This is a genomic window from Phytohalomonas tamaricis (assembly GCF_003012345.1).
GTDB lineage: Bacteria > Pseudomonadota > Gammaproteobacteria > Pseudomonadales > Halomonadaceae > Phytohalomonas > Phytohalomonas tamaricis.
On sequence record NZ_PVRV01000023.1, the window covers coordinates 363410 to 385742 of the forward strand.

The 22333-nt window shown below is 56.0% G+C and carries 20 protein-coding genes; 11 read left to right on the plus strand and 9 right to left on the minus strand.

Features of this window, described 5'->3' with window-relative positions:
- The first annotated feature begins 32 nt into the window (after positions 1 to 32).
- The 6 genes from C3Z11_RS13175 (at position 33) to mgtE (ending at position 4992) form a co-directional block, all read left to right on the plus strand.
- A complete protein-coding gene (locus C3Z11_RS13175) occupies positions 33 to 1463 on the plus strand; it encodes an RNA polymerase factor sigma-54 (RefSeq protein ID WP_106478408.1) in 1431 nt (476 codons plus the stop codon).
- 71 nt (positions 1464 to 1534) lie between these two features.
- Complete coding sequence (gene hpf, locus C3Z11_RS13180; protein WP_106478409.1) at positions 1535 to 1843, plus strand: ribosome hibernation-promoting factor, HPF/YfiA family; 309 nt, start codon at positions 1535 to 1537, stop codon at positions 1841 to 1843.
- Positions 1844 to 1850: 7 nt separating this feature from the next.
- On the plus strand, positions 1851 to 2324 hold the full coding sequence (gene ptsN, locus C3Z11_RS13185) for a PTS IIA-like nitrogen regulatory protein PtsN (RefSeq protein WP_106478542.1): 474 nt from the start codon (positions 1851 to 1853) through the stop codon (positions 2322 to 2324).
- A 7-nt stretch (positions 2325 to 2331) separates the two neighbouring features.
- Positions 2332 to 3228 carry an RNase adapter RapZ gene (gene rapZ, locus C3Z11_RS13190; RefSeq protein ID WP_106478410.1) on the plus strand — a complete coding sequence of 299 codons (897 nt, stop codon included), beginning with the start codon at positions 2332 to 2334 and terminating at the stop codon, positions 3226 to 3228.
- Complete coding sequence (locus C3Z11_RS13195) at positions 3215 to 3484, plus strand: HPr family phosphocarrier protein (protein ID WP_106478411.1); 270 nt, start codon at positions 3215 to 3217, stop codon at positions 3482 to 3484. The genes rapZ and C3Z11_RS13195 overlap by 14 nt, the downstream gene beginning before the upstream one ends.
- 152 nt (positions 3485 to 3636) lie before the next feature.
- Positions 3637 to 4992, plus strand: coding sequence for a magnesium transporter (gene mgtE / locus C3Z11_RS13200; protein WP_106478412.1), 1356 nt, complete (start codon positions 3637 to 3639; stop codon positions 4990 to 4992).
- Positions 4993 to 5072: 80 nt separating this feature from the next.
- Here mgtE and pmbA read toward each other — a convergent pair whose 3' ends face one another.
- Positions 5073 to 6410, minus strand: a complete 1338-nt coding sequence (gene pmbA, locus C3Z11_RS13205) for a metalloprotease PmbA (protein WP_106478413.1) — start codon at positions 6408 to 6410, stop codon at positions 5073 to 5075.
- A gap of 81 nt (positions 6411 to 6491) precedes the next feature.
- Here pmbA and yjgA point away from each other — a divergent pair, with 81 nt between their 5' ends.
- Positions 6492 to 6998: a ribosome biogenesis factor YjgA gene (gene yjgA, locus C3Z11_RS13210; RefSeq protein ID WP_106478414.1), complete on the plus strand. Its 507-nt coding sequence runs from the start codon at positions 6492 to 6494 to the stop codon at positions 6996 to 6998.
- Positions 6999 to 7082: 84 nt separating this feature from the next.
- Here the strand turns inward: yjgA and tldD are convergent, their stop codons facing one another.
- The 7 genes from tldD to C3Z11_RS13245 all read right to left on the minus strand — a co-directional run bounded on the left by tldD (position 7083) and on the right by C3Z11_RS13245 (position 17141).
- Positions 7083 to 8537 (minus strand): metalloprotease TldD, encoded by a 1455-nt coding sequence (tldD, locus tag C3Z11_RS13215; protein WP_106478415.1) that lies wholly within the window; start codon positions 8535 to 8537, stop codon positions 7083 to 7085.
- The gene (locus C3Z11_RS13220; protein WP_106478416.1) at positions 8534 to 12394 is read right to left on the minus strand and encodes a YhdP family protein; all 3861 of its coding nucleotides are present in this window, start codon (positions 12392 to 12394) and stop codon (positions 8534 to 8536) included. Before C3Z11_RS13220 ends, tldD begins: the two co-directional genes overlap by 4 nt.
- A gap of 4 nt (positions 12395 to 12398) precedes the next feature.
- Positions 12399 to 13862, minus strand: coding sequence for a ribonuclease G (gene rng, locus C3Z11_RS13225; protein WP_106478417.1), 1464 nt, complete (start codon positions 13860 to 13862; stop codon positions 12399 to 12401).
- A gap of 129 nt (positions 13863 to 13991) precedes the next feature.
- On the minus strand, positions 13992 to 14582 hold the full coding sequence (locus C3Z11_RS13230) for a Maf family protein (RefSeq protein ID WP_106478418.1): 591 nt from the start codon (positions 14580 to 14582) through the stop codon (positions 13992 to 13994).
- A gap of 73 nt (positions 14583 to 14655) precedes the next feature.
- Positions 14656 to 15129, minus strand: a complete 474-nt coding sequence (gene mreD, locus C3Z11_RS13235) for a rod shape-determining protein MreD (protein ID WP_106478419.1) — start codon at positions 15127 to 15129, stop codon at positions 14656 to 14658.
- Positions 15119 to 16045 (minus strand): rod shape-determining protein MreC, encoded by a 927-nt coding sequence (gene mreC / locus C3Z11_RS13240; RefSeq protein WP_262927408.1) that lies wholly within the window; start codon positions 16043 to 16045, stop codon positions 15119 to 15121. The genes mreD and mreC overlap by 11 nt, the downstream gene beginning before the upstream one ends.
- Positions 16046 to 16103: 58 nt before the next feature.
- A complete protein-coding gene (locus C3Z11_RS13245) occupies positions 16104 to 17141 on the minus strand; it encodes a rod shape-determining protein (RefSeq protein WP_106478421.1) in 1038 nt (345 codons plus the stop codon).
- A gap of 173 nt (positions 17142 to 17314) precedes the next feature.
- Between C3Z11_RS13245 and gatC the strand changes: the two genes are divergently transcribed.
- From gatC to gatB, 3 genes are all read left to right on the plus strand, one after another.
- Entirely contained in the window at positions 17315 to 17602 is a 288-nt protein-coding gene (gene gatC, locus C3Z11_RS13250; RefSeq protein ID WP_106478422.1) for an Asp-tRNA(Asn)/Glu-tRNA(Gln) amidotransferase subunit GatC, read from the plus strand.
- Positions 17603 to 17703: 101 nt separating this feature from the next.
- The gene (gatA, locus tag C3Z11_RS13255) at positions 17704 to 19170 is read left to right on the plus strand and encodes an Asp-tRNA(Asn)/Glu-tRNA(Gln) amidotransferase subunit GatA (RefSeq protein WP_106478423.1); all 1467 of its coding nucleotides are present in this window, start codon (positions 17704 to 17706) and stop codon (positions 19168 to 19170) included.
- Positions 19171 to 19203: 33 nt separating this feature from the next.
- Positions 19204 to 20658 carry an Asp-tRNA(Asn)/Glu-tRNA(Gln) amidotransferase subunit GatB gene (gene gatB / locus C3Z11_RS13260; protein ID WP_106478424.1) on the plus strand — a complete coding sequence of 485 codons (1455 nt, stop codon included), beginning with the start codon at positions 19204 to 19206 and terminating at the stop codon, positions 20656 to 20658.
- 81 nt (positions 20659 to 20739) lie between these two features.
- On the opposite strand, the gene C3Z11_RS13265 is transcribed toward gatB, so the two are convergent.
- Positions 20740 to 21438: an SDR family oxidoreductase gene (locus tag C3Z11_RS13265; protein WP_106478425.1), complete on the minus strand. Its 699-nt coding sequence runs from the start codon at positions 21436 to 21438 to the stop codon at positions 20740 to 20742.
- Positions 21439 to 21630: 192 nt separating this feature from the next.
- Here C3Z11_RS13265 and C3Z11_RS13270 point away from each other — a divergent pair, with 192 nt between their 5' ends.
- The gene (locus C3Z11_RS13270) at positions 21631 to 22182 is read left to right on the plus strand and encodes a cupin domain-containing protein (RefSeq protein ID WP_106478426.1); all 552 of its coding nucleotides are present in this window, start codon (positions 21631 to 21633) and stop codon (positions 22180 to 22182) included.
- Positions 22183 to 22333 lie beyond the last annotated feature (151 nt).

Genomic DNA, 22333 nt, shown 5'->3' on the forward strand with positions numbered 1-22333 from the left:
GCGTTGACGTATCACCACCACCACCTTGATCTATGACCATGAAACCTACCCTGCAGCTCAAGATCGGCGCCCAGCTGACTATGACGCCGCAATTGCAGCAGGCCATACAACTGCTGCAGCTTTCGACGCTGGATCTTCGCCAGGAGATTCAGCAGGCCATCGAGAGCAACCCAATGCTTGAACTCGACGAGGCATTCGGCGAAGAGGAGGTAGCTTCGGTCACGGAAGACGATTGGACCAATGACATCCCCGAAGAGCTGTCCCTTGACAGCGAATGGTCTGATACCTATCCCGATGCAAGCCTTGGTGCTCTAGGCAGTGCCAGCGGTACGGGGGATGACGGCCCTGATTTTGAGCGCAGCAGTCAAGTGCAGGGCTTGCAGGAGCATCTTCAGTGGCAGTTGTCATTGCTCGATCTTGATGAACGAGAACGCGAGATAGCTGAAACGCTGCTGGATGCCGTTAATGACGTAGGCTATCTCACTTGCACTCTCGATGAACTGTATGAAGGGCTCAAGACTCAGGGCTTGCCTGCGCTGAAAATGCCGGAAATAGAAAAAATGCTGGGTCGCCTTCAGCAACTAGACCCTACCGGCGTATTTGCTCGCGATCTTCGTGAATGTCTGTTACTGCAGTTGGGTCAGCTGCCTGATGACACACCACTGTTACAGCAGACCCGCCGCCTGGTACGCCAGTTTCTGGAAGCGCTTGCCAACGATGATCGCAAACTGCTGAAGCGTCGTCTCGGTTTAAGTGATGATGAGCTTAATACGGTTATCGCGATCATTCGGCTGCTCGACCCCAAGCCAGGTCAACGCTTCGACCACAATGACAGTCACTATGTCATTCCCGACCTGATACTGCGCCATTATCGTCGCGACGGCTGGCAGGTCGAGCTCAACAATCATGCTCTCCCCCGCGTACGCATCCAGCCGGACTATGCAGCCTTGATCAAACGCGCCGACAAGAGTGACGACAACACCTTCCTGAAGCAGCACCTGCAGGAGGCACGTTGGTTGATAAAAAGTTTGTCAAGCCGCAACGACACTCTCGTCAAGGTCGGACAGGAAATCATGCTGCGTCAACGCGATTTCATCAAACACGGTGAAGAAGCGATGAAGCCCTTGATCCTTGCTGACATTGCCCAGGCAGTCGACATGCACGAATCAACCATTTCCCGAGTAACGACACAGAAGTACATTCATACGCCACGTGGCGTTTTCGAACTCAAATACTTTTTCTCAAGCCATGTCGGTGGTGTGGGCGACACGCATGCCAGCACAGCTATTCGTGCCCGTATAAAGAAATTTATCGGTGAAGAACCTGCGCGGCGTCCCTTGTCTGACGCTAAGCTGGTAGAGTTGCTTGCCAACAACGGTATAGCCGTCGCACGCCGTACGGTGGCTAAGTATCGTGAGGCGATGGGAATACCTTCATCCAGCGAACGTAAACGTCTGGCGTGAAGCTGAATACACCAGTTCCGTAGTAAAAAGGTTTACACTCGAAGAATCGACCGTTGGAACAGGAGCGCGTCATGCAGGTCAACATTACCGGGAACCACATTGAGCTCACCGATGCCCTGCGGGATTACGTCAATCAGAAGCTCAGTCGCCTCGAACGCCACTACGACAATATTACCAATGTCCAGGTGACGCTCTCGATCGAAAAGGAGCGCCAACAGGCGGCTGCCACGTTGCATGCCAGCGGCGCCGACCTATACGGTATGGCTGAGCAGGATGACATGTATGCTGCCATCGATGTTCTAACCGACAAGCTCGACCGACAGCTGGTCAGGCACAAGGAAAAGACCCAAGCCCATGCTCAAGGCGCCGGCAAGCGTTAACACTCTCATGACACTCGACCAAATTCTTCCTCCCGAACGAACGCTCTTCGACGTCACTGGAGGCAGCAAAAAAAGGGTGTTGGAATTTTTCAGCACCTTCATCGCTCAAAACACTCCCAGCCTTGATAGCCAGGAGGTGTTCAGCCGGTTAATAGGACGTGAACGTCTCGGCAGTACTGGAGTTGGCAACGGCGTCGCTATTCCACACGCACGCAGTCCTCATTGTCGTCAACCGATGGCCAGTTTTCTTCGTCTTGCCGAACCCGTGGATTTTGATGCCATCGACGGTGAACCTGTCGACTTAGTCTTTGTCCTTCTTGTTCCCGAAGCCGCTGAAGATGCGCACCTCGCCTTGCTTGCTCAAGTAGCGGAGCTGCTCAATTCAGCCGATACGCGAACAGCCCTACGTAATGCCGAAAGTCAGCATCAGCTTTATGACACGATGGTCAACGCCATCCATCATCTTTCCGCACAGGCTTAGCCATCTTATGCAGCTCGTTATTATCAGTGGTCGTTCAGGCTCGGGAAAATCCATTGCCCTACAGGCGCTCGAAGATCTTGGTTATTACGCCATCGATAATCTGCCAGCCATGCTGCTTGCTCCGCTGATTGATCAGCTCGAAGTCGGCAGCCCTCATAGACGGCGTATTGCCGTCAGCATTGACGCGCGCAACCTACCCGACGCACTGGAGCGATTTCCAGAACTGCTTGAAGGTCTTACCCAGCGCGGTCTCGATGCGCAGGTGGTCTACCTGACGGCAGATTCCAAGATCCTGCTCGAACGTTATTCCGCCACACGGCGACGTCATCCACTCACTCGAGAAAGCCAGATGACGCTGGCGGAAGCCATCGAATCCGAGCAGCACTTCCTGGCCCCGATTCGTCACACGGCGGACTTGGTGATCGACACATCAAACCTGTCCGTTCATGATCTTCGTGGGCGTATCAGCGAACAGGTTGCGCGGCATACAGAAAAGCAGCTAACGCTGACGTTCGAATCTTTTGGCTTCAAACGCGGCGTGCCGCTTGACGCTGACATGGTCTTCGACGTGCGTTGCCTGCCCAATCCCTATTGGGACCCGCAACTACGAAGCTCGACCGGTCAGGATGCCGACGTCATCGCCTTTCTCGAAAATTATTCCGACGTACAGGCAATGTACGACGATATTCGCCAATGGCTCGAACGTTGGTTACCCGCCCATTTAGCCAGCAATCGCAGCTATCTTACGGTGGCCATCGGCTGCACTGGGGGGCAACACCGCTCGGTCTATCTCATCGAGCGATTGGCTATCCACTTTGCCACGCAGTTTCCCTCTGTACGGCTGCGCCATCGTGAGTTGAGTATTCAGAAGGCCATGGGGGAAGAAGTGCATGCCGCGTCGTGAATTGACGCTACTCAACAAGCGGGGCCTGCACGCACGCGCGGCTACCCGACTCGTACAGTGCTGCCAGCCGTTCAATGCCCAGGTAACCGTCTTTCATGGCCAGCGCCAGGCAGACGCCGCCAATATCATGTCGCTGCTGATGCTTGCAGCGCCATACGGCACGGTACTCACTATTGAAACGGAAGGCAGCGATGCCGAGGGCGTACTTGAAGCCATTACCGAGTTGATCGAAGCACGCTTTGATGAAGATATTTGAACCTGTTTCCATCTGCATTTATTGATCTCTGGCTCTGCTCCCGCGCCGTTCAAACTTTGGCATAAAGAAACATTGTTTCTTTTACATTTTCTCTTCATGTGAGAATGTTACGCTCCCTTAACGGCTTGCAGGCAACAAGGACGTCGGAGCGAATGAGCGTTAATCAGTCAGAACTCCAACCTAAGCTGGACCGCCTCAATACGGCTCTGGAAAGCGGCGCCATGGACCAGGTGCGTCGTATGCTTAATCGCAGTCTGGCGCCGGTCGATGTCGCACACTTGCTTGAGTCAACACCGCCGCGTGAGCGTGAGCTTCTCTGGGAACTGATCGAAGCGGATATTCAGGGCGAAGTACTGCAGTACCTGAACGAGGATATCCAAACCGAATTTCTTAACCGGATGGATGCCGCACAGCTGCTCTCGGCTACTGAAGGTCTCGATATCGATGACCTGGCGGACCTGCTACAACGCCTGCCTAATACCGTCATTCAGGAAGTACTCGCCTCGATGGAGACGCAGGAGCGTCTACGCGTCGAAACGGTCCTCTCGTATCCCGAGGATACCGCCGGCGGCTTGATGAATACCGATACCATCACGATTCGCCCCGATATCACGTTGGATGTCGTGTTGCGCTACGTGAGGCGTCATGAGGCGTTACCCGACTCGACCGATACCTTGCTCGTCGTCACTCGGCGTGATGAATTGATCGGCACGCTGGCCATCAACAAGCTGCTGGTGTGCGATCCTTCGGTCTCGGTACGTGAAGTCATGGAAACCGATATCATCAAGATTGCCGCGCTCGCGCCGGAAGATGATGTTGCACGCCTGTTCGAAAAATTCGATCTGATTTCCGCGCCGGTCGTCAGCACTGATGGCAAGCTGCTAGGCCGCATTACCATTGATGACGTGGTCGATGTCATTCGCGAGAATGCCGAGCACCGTGTGATGAGCATGGCGGGGCTTGAAGATGATGAAGATACTTTTGCTCCGGTCTTGCGTACTGGGCGCCGTCGTGCTGTCTGGCTCGGCATCAACCTCGTGGCCGCCACCATAGTGTCGTTTGCGATAGGCATTTTTGAAGATACCATCCAGCGCATTACTGCCCTTGCCGTCTTGATGCCGATCGTCTCCAGCATGGGAGGCATCGCAGGATCGCAAACCCTGACCGTGCTGATTCGAGGAATTGCGCTGGGGCACGTTTCAGGCAGTAATGTGCGCTGGTTGCTGGTCAGGGAAATGCTATCGGGGATGATGAACGGAGTGCTATGGGCGCTTATCGTGGCACTGATGGCGGTTGCCCGCTTCGATGACTATAAACTCGGCGGTATTATTGCCTTGGCAATGGTGATCAACTTATCGATTGCGGCACTCGCAGGCACGTTGATTCCGGTACTGCTCAAAAAACTATCCATTGATCCGGCACTTTCTGGTGGGGTCTTACTTACCACGATTACCGATGTCGTCGGCTTCGTTGCCTTTCTGGGGCTAGCTACTGCTTTCTACCCTTGAAGGCACATCATTACCCACGTACTCATAAGCACTAACACCCGCATCAGGCGGGCGTTAGTGCTTTGGACGTGTAGCGACAGTCAACCGACAACCATCATATCATTGATCAGCCAACTACCGGTATGAATGCTTCCACGCCGGTCGATGTCGTTACCCACGCCAACCAGCCCGGCATACATGTCACTCAGGTTGCCCGCAATGGTAAATTCCTCGACCGGACGAACGATTTTACCGTTCTCTACCCAGAAACCAGCTGCACCACGGGAGTAGTCACCGGTTACCGTATTGACGCCCTGCCCCATCAGTTCAGTGACGATAACGCCACGTCCCATTTCCTCAAGCAGTGCCTCAAGGGGTTTAAGCGGTGCTTCGATACGCACGTTACGTGCCCCGCCGGCATTGCCTGTCGTCGACATATTGAGACGACGCGCACTATAGGAAGACAGCATATAGCTGGCAAGACGACCGCTTTCTATGTAGTCGTTATCCCGCGTATAGACACCTTCACTATCAAAGGCGGCGCTGGCACTGGCGCCAAACTCACGGGGGCGTTCACCTAGCGTGAACCAGTCAGGGAATAATGACGCTCCCAGCGCATCACACAGAAACGATGAATCGCGGTAAAGCGCCCCACCGGCAATTGAATTTAGCAGATGGCCGACCAGGCCACTGGCCATGCGTGGGTCGAACAGCACGGGCATACGGCCAGTATCAGGACGACCGGCCCCCAGCCGTTTCAGCGTACGCTCAGCTGCACAGCGGCCAACGTCTTCAGGGGCTCTCAGCCGAGAGGGATCACGTTCGCTGGTATAGTCATAATCGCGCTGCATGCCTTGCTCATCACGCCCGATCAGCATGCAAGACAGTGAATGCCGACTACCGAGCTGACTGCCTATGAATCCATGGCTATTGGCATAAACATTGACGCCTTCACTGGTAGAAAGCGTCGCACCTTCTGAATTGCTGATACCCTCGATATCACGTCCAGCCTGCTCACAGCGCATGGCAAGATCGATAGCCTGGTCAGGTGAAATATCCCAGGAATAATGAAGGCCTAGATCGGGTATATCTGTCGCCATCAGCTCAGCATCGGCCAGCCCGGTTGCCTTGTCTTCCCCTGTGTACCGAGCGATGGCGCACGCCTTCTCTACGGCATCCTTAAGCGATTGCTCGCTATCATCACTTGTCGAGGCGCTGCCCTTGCGCTGTCCGAGATAGACCGTAATTCCGATGCCTTGATCACGGGCCAATTCGAGCGTTTCCACCTCGCCCAGACGCACGCTAACCTCAGTGCCCTGATGAATGCTGGCCCCGATCTCACAGGCATCTGCACCCTGGCGGCGAGCGTACTCCAATACTCTCTCCACACGCGACTCCAGCACGCGCTGCTGCGCTTGTGCATCGAACGCCTGGCTCATGGTTCACTCCTGCTTAATGTATGGCTCTTCTTGAGGCATGGGCTGATATACTTACCCTATACCCAGATTTAATGGATCAACATGGCTACTGATATTCCCACCGATTTTGACGATCGGCCGAGCAAGTCCCAGCTCAAGCGAGAAATGCATGCTCTGCAAGCGTTAGGCGAGAAAATCATCGAATTGTCGCCAAGCCAGCGTGCCCGTCTACCCCTGTCCGATGACATGCTCGCCGCCGTGGATGAAACCTCACGCATCCATTCCCATGAAGCGCGGCGGCGTCACATGCAGTACGTCGGCAAGGTCATGCGTAAAGAGGACCTCGAAGCGATCAAGGCAACCTTCGAGGAGTTCGAACAGGAAAAACTCAATCGCGATCTTCATTTTCATCGTCTCGAACAGTGGCGCGACCGCTTGGTTGCCGAAGGTGACAGTGCCGTAGCCGAGCTGCTCGAACAGTATCCCGACGTTGACCGTCAAACACTGCGGCAGCTCATTCGTAACGCTCAACGTGAACGCGATGCCGGTAAACCGCCTACCAGTTCGCGCAAACTGTTCAAATTTCTACGCGATAGCTCCGGACTATAAGTCGAGCTATAAATACAGCGTAACGCGTGGCTACTCGCCGGAGAGAACGCCTCCCCTTCATTACCGTTGGCCGTACTGTCTACATTAAACGGCAGTACCGCCAATGGTAATTTCATCGACCTTGAGCGTTGGCTGACCGACACCGACCGGGACTGACTGACCTTCCTTGCCGCATACGCCAATGCCGGTATCCAGCGCCATATCATTGCCAATCATCGATATTTTGCCCATCACGTCGGGGCCATTACCAATCAGCGTCGCACCCTTGACCGGCGTGGTGATACGGCCATCCTCGATCATGTAAGCTTCGCTTGCCGAGAAGACAAACTTGCCCGAAGTGATATCCACCTGCCCCCCGCCGAAACTCACCGCATAAAGTCCACGCTTGACACTCTTGATGATTTCTTCAGGCTCATGCTGACCACCCAGCATGTAGGTATTGGTCATGCGCGGCATTACCGTATGAGCATACGACTCGCGGCGTGCATTACCCGTCGGGGCCATTCCCATCAAGCGTGCATTGAGCTTGTCCTGCATATAGCCTGTCAATTTGCCATCTTCGATCAACGGCGTGCACTGACTCGGGGTTCCCTCATCATCGACAGACATCGAGCCACGCATATTCGACAGCGTGCCGTCATCGACTACGGTGACGCCACGGGCAGCAACCTGCTGTCCCATTTTTCCTGCAAACGCTGAGCTTCCCTTGCGATTAAAGTCACCCTCCAGGCCATGACCAACCGCCTCGTGCAGCAGAACGCCCGGCCAGCCATTACCCAACACCACGGGCAACTGTCCTGCCGGAGCATCGACCGCCTCAAGGTTGACCAGTGCCTGACGTACTGCCTCCTTGGCATAACGCTCGGCGACACCGTCCTGCTTGAGCTTGGCCATCGAAAAGCGGCCGCCACCGCCAGCACTACCACGCTCACGACGTCCGTTACGCGACGCAATTACCGATACGTTGAAGCGAACCAAGGGGCGAATGTCAGCGGCCAGCGTACCGTCACTGGCACGCACCATGACGACATCAAACTCGCCGGAAAGCGATACGCTGACCTGGGAAACGGCAGGATCGACCGCGCGCGCCACGCGATCGGCCTCTTGCAGCATCGCCACCTTCTCCTCGGCGGACAATTCAGTGAGAGGATCGCGCCCGGCATAACGTTCGGGATAAGTCAGACGTATCACCGGCTGCGGCGCTAGGCGTGCACCACTTCTGGCAATACCCGATGCCGTCGCTCCGGTCTCGCGCAGCGCATCGGCGGTAATCTGATTGGAGTAGGCGAAGCCGGTCTTTTCTCCAGCTTGAGCACGTACGCCTACCCCACCGTCGATATGATAACCGGCATTTTTCACTTCACCGTCTTCAAGCGACCATGACTCCTGCCAATTGCGCTGAAAGAAGAGATCGGCAAAATCAATTCCTGGCCCCATCGCATGGCCAAGACCAGTATCCAGCGCCTCAAGATCGAGGCCGCCAGGACTTAGAAGCAGCGCTTGCGCTTCGTCTAGTGGATCAATGCTGTTTAGATTCATCGGGCACTTTCCAAGCTGATTTGCGGCGAAGCCCATGGACCTCGAACGCGATAATGGATCTCGGTCACCTTGTCGACCCAATGACCAAACAGCCAATGGAGTACAAACAAAGCACCTCCGACTTGAGGCGCACCGATCAGGACGGCGGCCAAGGGTAGATTCTGAGAGACCGGCACTGTAACACCGAGCCGCTGATCCAGAGTACGGTCGACCAGGTCAACCTGTCCATCTACGGTAAAATGTGTAGCCGCTCCGCTGATTTCAATCGGTGACTGTGTCTTGAGCCGACCGGCATAGAGCGTGGCATCGCCTTTGATGGAATTAAATGCAGTTCCGGCCTTGGTAACGTCGGAAAAATCCAGCGTCAGGCGACGAACAAGATTATCAAAATTAAAAAGACCAATAAGTTTTGCCGAAGCCGAGTCGAGCTTTACGAACCGACCTTTTCCAACATCTAGAGCCAGACGGCCATCGGCTCGTTCCAATGCGAACTGCCAGGGCGCACCTGGCCAGGCCAACTGCGAGTTTAGACGTCCACTGTCGGTGTGCACAACGACAGGCTGATCGAAAGCATGCAGGGTTTTGCCAAAATCACCTATATCGAGGCGCAGCTGGCTATGCGTCAGACTTGCCGCATCGCCCACTCGTTCCCAAGCCACACGACCACTGACTGTCGAGCCCGGCAGAGAAAGACGAAGCGGTGCCACTTTCAGGCTACGCGCATTAGCCTGCCATTGGGCATGCACTGCGCCAAGCCTAGTCTCGCCCCGCTTGAGCGCATCGATGTCGAGCGAACCGTCAGGGACCGAAGCCATTCCCTCGGGGAACGCTAGCGCCTGAGCAGCAACGCTCTCGGACGTGCTGGACTCGGTCTCGATCGCGCCCAACAGCCCATCGGGCCGACGCGCTTGCTTGTCGGCACCTATTGCCATCAATGGTGCCAAATCGAGATAGTCGAGCTGCACCTGTAAAGGCAGATCGGCCTGCGGATACCAGGCTGCCGTCCCGGTTCCCAACGATGATCCCAGCGTCGCGTGCCAATTTCCATCGTGCTTGAGCGCATGCGCTGAGAAGCGCCCCAAGCACTGCGTATTGACCACTAGACATGGCGTCTGGAAATCAACTTCTTCAAACGTGATATTTTCACTCTGACGCTGGCCAGCTCCGGCAGCCTTATGCTCCTTGAACGACAATTCCTTGACCGCGGTCTGCCAGGCCATGGGGTCTATACGCGGGGTATGCCAGATCACCTGCCAGCGATCAGTCCCCTGTCCCGGTTCAGGCCATTGTGGAGCCTCAGGCCACTGCTGCACCCATATCTGCCCTTGGCGCATCTCATTACGCCAGCGGGCAAAGACACGGTCCTCGACTTCGAACGTGCCATTACCATGCGTCAAATCCATGTTGAGCTTGAGAGGTATCGATTGCGCCGCCAGCTTGCCGAACGGTGCCGGTAAATCGATAGTAATGCCTTTCAATGACGTGTTAAGCGAGAGTAAAAACTTGCCTTTTTCAAGGTCAAAACGGGCCTGATAGGGGGCGTCGCCATTGATACTCTGTGTCAACCCGTTAATGCCCAGCCAGCCAAGCACGCCACGCGCATGAGCGTTGCCGGTGACATGCATTTCCTGATGAGCGAGATCAATCTTGGCCTGAACGGGGCCTTCAAACACACGGCCATTGAGCGTACCGGTCAAACGCTCTTCATTGGGAAGATGGTGATAGCTCAAATCGCCATCAATATCGGTCACGGTGACATCAGGCTCAATAAACAATACCCTGCCTTTGTCGATCTTGCTGTCAATCATGACTTCAGCCTGCTCAGGCGCCTCCATTGGCACCTTGATATGCAGGCTTCCCCTTGTCGGCCCTGAGGCGCGCCAGCCGTTGAGCGTCGTGCTCAGCGATTCACTGAGTGGCGCAACCTGTAGCAAACGCAAGGCGTCGCCAGCGTCACCCTTGACCGTCTCGGAAGTAACGTCCAATTGCTTGTCACGCAAAGATATGTCAGCACTTTGTGTCTCCAGCCCCACCAGATTGGCATGTGTCAGATGTGCAGACAGCGTGTCGTTGCGCATCTCAAATGCCCCATCGATTTCCTTCAGCGCTGGCCATCCCTCCAGATAACCGACTTCAGCATTGCGCACATCAAGCGCCAGTCTGACGCGATCTTTATCCGGTGCGTCATCGCCATTGAACAGCAGGTTCAAGGCAAGCGTGCCATGAGGTATCTCACCTCGGTGAACATTTTTTTTCAGCCATTGGCGCAATTCGGGGTCAAGCGCGTTGAGCGGAAGCCATTCACGGGGGTGCTCAGCTTTGATATCGGAGAACGACAGATCGAGCTTGAAACGCTGATGCCCGCCTTTGGGCAGGGACAGCTCAAAATTACCGGAAGCCGGTGCGCCACGCCGTGTCACCTCCAGTTTCTTGCCGGTCAGCGTGACATTTTCATTCTCGTCAATCTGCCAACCGATAACACCGCTGGCACGCTCGAAGGACCAGGGATTCTCGAACACGCGTGGCATCGAAAAACGCATATCAGGCTTAGCGAGAAAACGTGCCTGCCCGCTTAGGCCCTCCATCTCTACCCAGGCATTGACTGGGCCACCGCCCGGCACGTTTTGCCAAGCGCTTGACGCCAGCGACTCGACACCGGCATTGAGGTGCCAACCATCGTCACGACGCAGCCCGACTCCTGTGACATGGCCTTGAGGATTCATGCCTTCAAGAGCACGATGTATATCATTAGGCAGCGGCAGTAAACCTTGCCATGCCAATGCACGGCCGATATCGAACCCCTCGGCCCGCACTTCAAGACGCTTGAAGTTATCACTGCCTTCGAGCTCTATGTTGGCAGGCAGCGCCGACGCTTTTTGATCACCAAGTTGCGCACCAAAATTACTGATCCAGCCGTGCCAATGGCCGTTGCTACGCTTAAACAATGCGTTGGCGGTAACATCGTTAACAGTAATCTGGGTGCCACGATACGCTAGCTCTACGGAGGGAATATCGATGACACTGCGCACATCCCGCAGCGCGCCGTCTCGCCACGTTGCCCATAGCGTTGCGTTACCCTGTGCGTCGCGAACATGGTAATCCGTACCGCTTGCCAACACTTGAGCGAGCGTTGCTACCTGCCCGGCATCGGCGCGCATCTGCAGACGCGCATCGAAGTCATCACCAGGTTTGGGGAGTTCAGCCACAAGCCATGCACCATCTTCAGTTCTCTCATCAACGCGCACGCGTCCTTCAAGATGTGGACGGCCTTCATGCATGGCAATCAATAGTGAGGGAAGGTGGATCTCCAGCGCCTGCTCCTGACCATGAAGCACGACATTGATATCATTGATCTGCACATTCTGACGTGCTAATCGCTTCATCCAGCGATCAATATCCGCAACGTCAAAATCCATGGCGTTACTACTGTCATCGCTACGCGTATCACGCCAACGCCAACCACCGTCCGGCGTCTGGTAAAGATGTACTGTCAGGCCATGCCCTTCCAGGCGGGAGAATACCGGATAACCCTCGCGTAATGAGGCGCCGCCATCAATCCGCGCGCTGAGGCGATCAAGCTTTAGCAACGGCTGGGCATCTTCTTCACCCTCCCCATCCGTCGCCAGCGACAGGTCACCCAGCTCAAGCCATGGATCAAAACCGGTCAGCGCCAGGTCGAGCTTGCCCAGTCGCCCTTCGACGTCCAACGGCATGCCTACCCAGTCGACGATAGCCTCCTGCGCCCAGGGCTGTTGCAGGATACCCAATCGCAGCGCTGTCAACGTGATTGCCACCAGGACCAGTAAGGTGGCAAGAAGCGTAAGACTCAATCGCAACAGGGCACGCAGTGGATACATTGCCTCACATCAGTACGATATCGTACTGCTCCTGAGAATAATGATTTTCCACTTGGAAGCGGATGGTCTTGCCAATGAACCCTTCGAGATCAGCAACCGCGGCTGACTCCTCATCAAGCAGGCGGTCGACCACGGCCTGCGAAGCCAGCACCGTATACTTCTCCGGTGCATAGGCTCGTTCATTGCGCATGATTTCGCGCAGAATCTCATAGCAGACCGTTTCCGGTGTCTTCAGCGTGCCCCTGCCCTGACAGATATGGCAGGGTTCGCACAGCACCTGCTCAAGGCTCTCACGGGTACGCTTGCGGGTCAGTTGAACAAGCCCCAGCTCGGTTACACCGGTCAGTTTATTCTTGGCATGGTCGCGTTCCAGCGCCTTTTCCAGTACTCGCAGCACCTGGCGTTGGTGCTCAGACTCTTCCATGTCGATGAAATCGATAATGATGATTCCACCCAGATTGCGCAGCCGCAACTGACGAGCAATCGCTGTCGCTGCTTCCAGGTTGGTTTTGAAGATGGTTTCTTCGAGATTGCGATGGCCGACAAAGCCGCCCGTGTTGACATCGATCGTCGTCATCGCCTCGGTCTGATCGATGACGAGATAACCACCGGACTTGAGCTGTACCTTACGTTGCAATGATTTTTGCAGCTCGTCCTCTACTGAGAACAGATCAAAGATGGGGCGCTCGCCAGGATAGTACTCGATATGCGATTCGATATTCGGCATGAACTCGCACGCGAATTGCTTCAACCGAAAATAATTTTCGCGCGAATCGATACGTACACGCTCGATATCATCACGCATGACATCGCGCAGCGTTCGCATAAACAGAGGAAGATCGTCATAAATCAGCGTCGCAATACCCGCATGGCCGCGCTGTTCATCGACCTTCTGCCACAAACGCAGCAGAAACTGCATATCCTGGGCGATCTCATCACGCCCGGCACCTTCGGCGACAGTGCGGATAATGAACCCACCGCCAATGCCTGAGGCAAACTCCTCATGGCATGCGTCAACGATCTTGCGCAGCCGTTCACGTTCCGCCTCATCCTCAATACGCAGTGAGACACCGGTATGTGGTGAGTCGGCCATGTAGACAAGATAGCGTGAGGGGATAGACAGATGGGTGGTCAAACGAGCGCCTTTGCTCCCGATCGGGTCCTTGGCCACCTGAACGACCAATGATTGTCCCTGGTGCAACAGCTGGCTGATGGACACCAGCTCGCCATGTGGCGTATTGGGCGGCATGACCTCCTGGGCATGAATGAATGCCGCACGCTCGAGCCCAATGTCGATGAATGCGGCCTGCATGCCCGGCAAGACTCTGATCACCTTGCCCTTATAGATGTTACCCACGATCCCGCGTCGCCGGCTGCGCTCGATATATGCCTCCTGCAGCACACCGTTTTCGACCACCGCGACCCGGGTTTCCATCGGAGTCAGGTTAATGAGTACCTCACCGCTCATACGGATATCCTTGTCCTTGAAGCATGGTCATTAAACGATGGCAGAAAGCACAGCGCGATTATGGCAATCTAGCCCGGACGGCGCTATGAGACTGTATATACCAACGGGAAAATCATTATTGCCCATGCACTATCGTGGGCGCTGCCAAACCGATATGCCCTGCCGGCCAAGCAATTGCGCCGTTTCGAACAGTGGCAATCCTACCACTGCCGAATAACTGCCCTCGATACGTTCAATAAAGACCGACGCCAGCCCCTGGATGGCATAGCTGCCTGCCTTGTCACATGGCTCGCCGGTATCCCAGTAGGCCTCGATTTCGCCTTCATCGATGTGGCGCATGAATACCTCGGTCGTGACACATGCCTGAAGCTCACCGGCAGGGCCGACAACGGCTACTGCTGTCATCACCTGATGACGCCGCCCCGAAAGAGCCTTGAGCATGGCAATACCATGGGCCTTGTCACGAGGCTTGCCGAGAATCTGACCATCAAGCACGACGGCCGTATCCGAGCCCAGCACCACATTGTCACTCGCACACTTGGCTCCGGCGCGGGCCTTCTCAAGCGCCAGCCTCACGACATACGCTTGGGCCCCCTCGTCACGACCGGGTGTTTCATCGATATCTATCGCACACACCGTGATCGGCACGCCAATCGACGCCAATAGTTCACGGCGGCGCGGAGATGACGACGCCAGACAGAGCGATGAAGTCATTGTCATTACACAGCCTCATCAACGTTTGATTGAATCATTCATTGCCTGGATATGCACATGACCTACGCAATGCCTGCATTCAGATTATCGAAAAACGACGCCTGACCAATTGCATAAGCGTAAAGAACCAGGGCCAGAGCAGCCCCCCCACCAGCGCTGAATAGACGAACTCAATATGCAGCGATGTGGCACCGAAGGCGAGCCTCAGCCACTGTTCAAATAGCTGAACCAGACCAAGAATGACCACAATCATCAGCGCTTGCTGCCATAGTGAGTACATTCGCATGCGCTGATAGAGCAAAAGCGCCAGGTAGGCGAGGCAAGAAAGCAGAAAGGCATTCTGCCCCAGCGGCATTCCTTCAAGCAGATCAAGCAACAGGCCGAAGATGAAGCCATGAAAGACGCCTACCCGCTGCGGCATGCTGAAGCACCAGTATGCCAACATCAGTCCCAGCCAGTTGGGACGCCACAACAGCCACACGTCAGGGAGCGGCATAACCTGTAACCCAAGCGCCAGCAGCAACGATAGCCAGATAGTCAGGTTACTGCGCATGTACACCCTCTTCACTCTCGGTCCCAGCAGTTACTCCCACCGCCTTGAGCGCTCCCATTACAGCGTTTGAATCCAGTTCGGGCTCGGCCTCAAATGCATCGCGGGTAAATAGCAATAGAAACTGGCGGCTGCGATCAATCTGAGCCATGGGACGTGCCTCAACATTGGCGAAAGGGCCACCAGGGTCGCGCTCTACCTGCGTCACCTGAGCGACGGGGTAGCCTTCCGGGAAACGGTGCGCCAACCCTGAAGTGATCAGCAGATCACCCTCCTGGATATCAGCGTTATTGGGTACATGCAGCACCTCAAGGCCATCGGATCCACCATTGCCCTGCACGATGAAGCGCAGCCCGTTGCGATTGATCTGAACCGGCACGGCATGACTGGCATCGGTGACCAACAGCACTCGACTGGTATACCGCGACACCGAAATAACCTGACCGGCCAACCCCGAGGCATCAACGACAGGCTGACCGACATAGACGCCCTCACGCTGCCCCCGGTCAATGATCATTTGCTGAATGAACGGATCATTGTCGAGCATCATCAGTTCGGCGGTGATATACGGAATATTACCGCGCGGAGTGGCCTTGAGCAGCTGGCGCAGCCGGTCATTTTCGGCAGCGAGGCTCGCCATCCGTTGGACGCGCTGGGAGAGCATCAGAAGCTGACCGCGCAGATGCTGATTCTCATCGATAAGGTCATTCTGGCGCATCACCGCCATGGATACCCAACTCAGGCCTTTCGATGGCAGGCTAACCGCCCATTGAATCGGCGCAACAGCTGTCGAGAACTGCGCCCGTGCGGACTCAACCCAATCAAAGCGGTGATCAGCAAACATCAAGGCAAAGGCCAGGATCGAACACAATAGCATCCGATAGCCCGGAACAGGTCCGTGCGTAAACAGAGGTTTGATAGGCCTTCCTCCCGCAGGCCGACGACCGCCGACATACTATCGGCGATCGCGGACGGACTCAGTCTGTGGACAGCAGCTCGAAGGAATGCTGATCGATCATTTCAAGCGCCTTGCCACCACCGCGTGCAACGCACGTCAGCGGATCTTCGGCAATGATCACTGGCAGACCGCTTTCTTCGGCGATGAGCTTGTCGATTCCACGCAGCAGCGCACCACCACCGGTAATGACCAGCCCACGATCAGCAATATCGGAGGCAAGCTCCGGCGGAGACTGTTCGAGCGCGCTCCTTACTGCAGCGACAATTGACGCCAGCGGCTCCTGCAATGCATCGAGGATCTCATTGGAATTGAGCGTAAAGCTGCGTGGCACGCCTTCAGCCAGATTACGACCACGCACATCGATTTCACGCAGTTCACCGCCGGGATAGGCACAACCGATCTCTTCCTTGATCCGCTCAGCGGTCGCCTCACCGATCAGGCTACCGTAGTGGCGACGTACATACGCCGTGATCGCTTCATCGAAACGGTCACCGCCGACACGCACGGACTCGGAATAAACCACGCCGGATAGTGAAATGATCGCGATTTCGGTCGTACCGCCACCGATATCGACAACCATCGACCCCTGAGCTTCCTCAACCGGCAGTCCCGCACCGATCGCAGCCGCCATGGGCTCTTCGATCAAAAATACTTCACGCGCACCCGCACCTTCAGCAGATTCCTTGATCGCACGGCGTTCGACCTGAGTCGACATGCACGGCACGCATACCAGCACGCGCGGGCTCGGCGTCAAAAAAGTACTTTGATGCACCTTGCGGATAAAGTACTGAAGCATTTGCTCAGTAACGGTAAAATCAGCAATCACGCCGTCCTTCATCGGACGGATAGCAGTAATGTTACCGGGCGTGCGGCCAAGCATACGCTTGGCGTCCAGGCCGACAGCAGCAACGCTGCGCATGCTGCCTGACTGGCGAATGGCCACGACCGACGGTTCGTCGAGCACGATACCGCGACCGCGCACGTAAATCAGTGTATTGGCCGTTCCAAGGTCGATCGATAGATCGCTGGAAAACAGCCCCCGTAAACGTTTAAACATGAAAGTCTTTCACCTAGTGCAGACCGGAACCCTGTGCGGATGCAAACGGTATCATCGCCCCGAAGGCGCGGCAAGCGAGGCTGCCTGCCAAAAGCGCTAAGATATGATACCTTTTTTGCCTATTTGATCTCGTTAAATTTGTACTTTTTTTAATCTGGCTTACAGGAACCCTTATGGCGATTGAACATGCAGACGTACTGCGGGCCGCTCACCTGGCCCGTTTGGGGCTCGACGAGCAGGAAGCTCATGGTTATGTTAATGACCTTTCCCGCATCCTTGAAATGGTCGATCGCTTGCAGAGCGTCGATACCGAAGGCGTGCTACCGCTTTCTCATCCGCTCGACGCCACACAACCCTTGCGCGCCGATGAAATCATTGAGCCGAATCGTCGTGAGGCCTTTCAGTCCTGCGCACCGGCCGTGGCTGATGGGCTTTATCTTGTCCCACGCGTCGTCGAATAACCAACGCTTTAATTATCCGGATCATCGCCAGTTCCATACCATGGCGCTCTGACCGGGCCATGACAATGCATAGCCGAACGAGTCAAGGAGTTCGCTAGTCCATGCACGACCTCACTCTCGCCGAACTCGCCCGCGGGTTGGCCAGTGGCGACTACTCCAGTCGCGAACTGACTACCGCCCTGCTTGCGCGGATCGATCATCTCGATCCCCAGCTCAACAGCTTCATCACCGTAACGCACGAACGCGCCTTGGCCGATGCCGACGCCGCCGACCAGGCGCGCCAAAACGGTCAGGCAGGGATTCTTGCTGGCGTTCCGATCGCCTACAAGGATATTTATTGCACCGAAGGCGTGCGCACCAGTTGCGGCTCGAAGATGCTCGATAATTTCGCCGCGCCCTACGACGCCACAGTCGTCGAGAAGCTGAAGCTTGCCGGTACCGTATGCTTGGGCAAGACCAACATGGATGAGTTTGCGATGGGCTCCTCCAACGAAAACAGTTTCTACGGCCCGGTCAAGAACCCTTGGGATACCCGTCTTGTTCCGGGCGGATCATCTGGAGGCTCAGCTGCTGCCGTTGCCGCAGGCCTCGCGCCGGCCGCGCTGGGTACCGATACCGGTGGCTCGATTCGTCAGCCCGCCGCGTTCTGTGGCATTACCGGCCTGAAACCAACCTACGGTCGGGTCTCGCGTTATGGCATGATCGCCTACGCGTCAAGCCTTGATCAGGGCGGTCCAATGGCACGCACAGCCGAGGATTGTGCCCTGCTGCTCAATGCCATGGCTGGCCATGACCCACGCGATTCAACCAGCGTGTCCCGCGTCGTGCCCGACTACACTCACGACCTGGAAAAACCGCTTACCGGGCTGAAGATCGGCTTACCCAAGGAATATTTCGGCGACGGGCTCGACAGTGGCGTCGAACAAGCGGTGCGGGAAGCGATCAAGGTCTATGAATCACTGGGTGCCCAAGTGATCGACGTCAGCTTGCCGCATACCGACCTCGCCGTGCCGGCCTATTACGTCATCGCCCCAGCCGAAGCGTCTTCGAACCTGTCACGCTATGACGGCGTGCGCTTCGGTCATCGCTGCAAGGACCCAGTCGATCTGATCGACATGTACAAGCGCACTCGCGCCGAAGGCTTCGGCGACGAGGTCAAGCGCCGCATTTTGATTGGTACGCATACCCTCTCCGAAGGGTTCTTCGATGCCTACTACCGGAAGGCGCAGCAGGTACGCCGGCTGATCCGTCAGGATTTCCTCGATGCTTTCGAAAAAGTCGATGTACTGATGGGACCCGCAGCACCGACCACCGCTTTCGAACTCGGCGCCAAGGCTGACCCGGTGCAAATGTACCTGCAGGATATCTATACCATCGCCATTAACTTGGCGGGTATTCCAGGCATCAGTGTCCCGGCAGGTTTCGCCGGTCAGCACCCGACGGAGCGCCGCCCAGTCGGCCTGCAGATTCTCGCACCGCACTTTGCCGAGTCGCATCTGCTCAATGTTGCCCATGTCTATCAGCAAGCGACCGATTGGCATCAGCGTCGCCCTGAGCTCGATGTTTAATTCGTCCAGGTTGCGGCGACAGGAGATACGTTAATGCAATGGGAAACCGTGATCGGGCTGGAAGTTCACGTCCAGCTCGCCACTCAATCTAAAATCTTTTCCGGTGCCTCGACCGCTTTCGGCGCCGAAGCGAATACTCAGGCCAGCGCGGTTGATCTCGGCCTGCCCGGCGTATTGCCGGTGCTCAACGAGAACGCCGTCGCCATGGCCGTTCAGTTCGGGCTAGCCATCAACGCCCAGATTCCTGAAATCTCGGTATTCGAGCGTAAGAATTACTTCTACCCCGACCTGCCCAAGGGCTATCAGACCAGTCAGATGGCGCAGCCGATCATCGGCCCAGGGGAAGTCGAGATCACGCTTGAGGATGGCTCGACCAAGCGGATACGCATCCATCACGCACACCTTGAGGAAGATGCCGGCAAGTCGCTGCATGAGGACTACCACGGCATGACCGGTATCGATTTAAACCGTTCCGGCACCCCGCTGCTTGAGATTGTCTCCGAGCCGGATTTGCGTTCGGCCAAGGAAGCGTCAGCCTATATCAAAGCCATTCATGCCATTGTCACTTATCTAGGCATTTCCGACGGCAACATGGCCGAAGGTTCGATGCGTTGCGACGTCAACGTCTCGGTGCGCCCCAAGGGTCAGGAAACCTACGGCACCCGCGCCGAAATCAAGAACGTCAACTCGTTTCGTTTCGCCGAGCGCGCTATTGCCTTTGAAGTCGAGCGTCAGATTGACCTGATTGAAGATGGTGGCAAAGTCATTCAAGAGACGCGGCTGTTCGACCCCGATCTCGACGAGACGCGCAGCATGCGTACCAAGGAAGAAGCCAACGACTATCGCTACTTCCCCTGTCCTGACCTGCTGCCGCTAATGCTTGACGAAGCTTACGTCGAGCATCAACGCACCACGCTACCGGAACTTCCGGCCGAGAAACGTCAGCGTTTCCAGCATGAACTCGGGCTTTCGGCTTACGACGCTGACTTCTTGTCGAGCTCGCGTCCGCTGGCCGAGTACTTCGAACGGGTCAAGGACGTAGCCGGTGATGCCAAATTGGCCGCCAACTGGGTTCAGGGCGATTTGATGGCACGGCTCAACAAGGACAGCCTTGATATCACTGAAAGTCCTGTCAGCGCCGATCAGCTCGGCGGCTTGCTGCTGCGCCTGAAGGACGAGACGATCAATGGCAAGGCCGCCAAGCAGGTGTTTGCTGACCTGTGGGAGCGCAAGGGCGAAAGTGCCGATGAGATCATTGATGCCAAGGGCCTCAAGCAGGTCACTGATACCGGAGCGATCGAGGCGATGATCGATCAGGTGATTGCTGACAATCCGGTGCAGGTCACCCAGTACCGCGAAGCGGAAGAGGACAAGCGTGGCAAGATGATTGGCTTTTTCGTCGGGCAGGCGATGAAGGCATCACGCGGTACTGCTAACCCGCAGCAGGTCAATGCGCTGCTGAAGCAGAAACTCGACGCGTTGCTATAAACGCCAAGCTCTGAGTAACGTAGCGCCCTGAGAAACAAGAAGCCCGCGCCATGCGCGGGCTTCTTCGTCAGTTAACGCAGCTTAGTCATCGATGGGCGGCGTCGGCAGTACGCACATATCATGCACTTCGACTGAGGCGGGCTGATTCAACGCAAACACTACCGCACGAGCGATATCTTCAGCCTTGAGCGCATTCTCGCGCGGACTGTCGAAGAAAGGCGTATCGACTAGCCCCGGCTCGACCAGCGTGACCCGAATACCGCTGCCACGCACCTCTTCGCGCAGGTTATACGCCATGCTCTGGACCGCGCTCTTGGTCGCACCATAAAACGACCCCGGCAGGGTACGTCGTCCTGCCACCGAGCCGGTGATCAGGACATGCCCGCGGCTCGATTTCAACGCCTCAAGACTGGCACGCAACGTCAGTGCCGGCCCCAGCACATTGGTCAGCACGACTTCGCGCCACTCGTCAGGGTCACTCCCGGCGAAGCCCTTACCATCGAGACCACGCCCAGCATTGGCAAAGACGGCGTCAAGACGGCCAAATTCATCCAGCACCTGCTTGACCATCGCCTGCTGTGAGCCCCAGTCCTGTACATCACAGGATACCGCTATCGCCTTGGTGCCGTGGCGCTCAGTAAGCTCTTGCGCCAACGCCTCAAGCTTGTCGGCACTTCGCGCCGCGAGGGCAACATGGTAGCCCTGCTCGGCCGCCAGTTCCGCTGTTGCTCGCCCAATCCCCGAAGAGGCGCCAGTAATCAGTAGTATCGGGCTCGTCATGATTCACTCCTTCGCTTTACAATTCGCATCTTGCATCATGCTAGTCAGTGATATCGTCATCATTCGTTGATGACACGCGTTTGGTCCTGCAACAGTCATAGATGAATGACATGCCGCCTGCCAAATTCATTCGTCCGGCATGGTTGCGATGTCGCCTGCTTTTGCCCGTTTCGTTCGACAAGGAATCGTTAAATGTCTGATGATGTCGGCGTCCGCCTTAAGGCGCTACGCACGTTACGCGGCATATCCCAGCGCGAGCTTGCCAAACGCTGTGGCGTGACCCACTCAAGCCTGTCACTGATTGAACAGGGGCGCGTCAGCCCTTCTGTCAGCTCGCTTAAAAAGATTCTCGACGTTATTCCGATCAGTATCGGCGATTTCTTTACCATGGACTTGGAGAACCGGGACCAAGTGTTCTACCGGGCCGATGAGCTTGCCGTTTCAAGTACTGGTGATGTGCTCTACACGTTGATAGGAGCCAATCGTGAGCGCCGCGCCCTGTCGTTCATGATCGAGACCTACCCACCCGGCGCTGATACCGGACGTGAAATGATCGCTCATCGTGGCGAAGAGGCAGGACTGGTACTTGAGGGAGAAATTGAAATCACCGTTGGGGGCGCCACACGCGTGCTGAGCGCTGGCGAAGCGTACTATTTCGACACCAACACCCCCCACCGCTTTCGCAATCTTGCTAGCACATCCTGCCGCATGGTGAGTTGTTGCACGCCAGCGCATCAATTTTGATCAAGGCCCATCCCATTGATGACAAATGCCTGTTGCTTTGTTTAGCTTGTACGCATACGAACACAGCAACACTCCCTTAGACTTAACCCTAAGCGACCTGGCTGCCGGTTTAACGTAAGATACAAGGTTACCCCGCTACTCGCAGGCGAAA

Coding starts and splice junctions, on each gene's coding strand:
- C3Z11_RS13220 (WP_106478416.1), bottom strand. CDS start 12,394: ATGTATCCACTGCGTGCCCTGTTGCGATTGAGTCTTACGCTTCTTGCC.
- ptsN (WP_106478542.1), top strand. CDS start 1,851: ATGACACTCGACCAAATTCTTCCTCCCGAACGAACGCTCTTCGACGTC.
- rng (WP_106478417.1), bottom strand. CDS start 13,862: ATGAGCGGTGAGGTACTCATTAACCTGACTCCGATGGAAACCCGGGTC.
- C3Z11_RS13175 (WP_106478408.1), top strand. CDS start 33: ATGACCATGAAACCTACCCTGCAGCTCAAGATCGGCGCCCAGCTGACT.
- C3Z11_RS13270 (WP_106478426.1), top strand. CDS start 21,631: ATGTCTGATGATGTCGGCGTCCGCCTTAAGGCGCTACGCACGTTACGC.
- mreD (WP_106478419.1), bottom strand. CDS start 15,129: ATGCGCAGTAACCTGACTATCTGGCTATCGTTGCTGCTGGCGCTTGGG.
- rapZ (WP_106478410.1), top strand. CDS start 2,332: ATGCAGCTCGTTATTATCAGTGGTCGTTCAGGCTCGGGAAAATCCATT.
- C3Z11_RS13195 (WP_106478411.1), top strand. CDS start 3,215: ATGCCGCGTCGTGAATTGACGCTACTCAACAAGCGGGGCCTGCACGCA.
- C3Z11_RS13245 (WP_106478421.1), bottom strand. CDS start 17,141: ATGTTTAAACGTTTACGGGGGCTGTTTTCCAGCGATCTATCGATCGAC.
- C3Z11_RS13230 (WP_106478418.1), bottom strand. CDS start 14,582: ATGACAATGACTTCATCGCTCTGTCTGGCGTCGTCATCTCCGCGCCGC.
- gatC (WP_106478422.1), top strand. CDS start 17,315: ATGGCGATTGAACATGCAGACGTACTGCGGGCCGCTCACCTGGCCCGT.
- hpf (WP_106478409.1), top strand. CDS start 1,535: ATGCAGGTCAACATTACCGGGAACCACATTGAGCTCACCGATGCCCTG.
- gatA (WP_106478423.1), top strand. CDS start 17,704: ATGCACGACCTCACTCTCGCCGAACTCGCCCGCGGGTTGGCCAGTGGC.
- mgtE (WP_106478412.1), top strand. CDS start 3,637: ATGAGCGTTAATCAGTCAGAACTCCAACCTAAGCTGGACCGCCTCAAT.
- yjgA (WP_106478414.1), top strand. CDS start 6,492: ATGGCTACTGATATTCCCACCGATTTTGACGATCGGCCGAGCAAGTCC.
- C3Z11_RS13265 (WP_106478425.1), bottom strand. CDS start 21,438: ATGACGAGCCCGATACTACTGATTACTGGCGCCTCTTCGGGGATTGGG.
- pmbA (WP_106478413.1), bottom strand. CDS start 6,410: ATGAGCCAGGCGTTCGATGCACAAGCGCAGCAGCGCGTGCTGGAGTCG.
- tldD (WP_106478415.1), bottom strand. CDS start 8,537: ATGAATCTAAACAGCATTGATCCACTAGACGAAGCGCAAGCGCTGCTT.
- gatB (WP_106478424.1), top strand. CDS start 19,204: ATGCAATGGGAAACCGTGATCGGGCTGGAAGTTCACGTCCAGCTCGCC.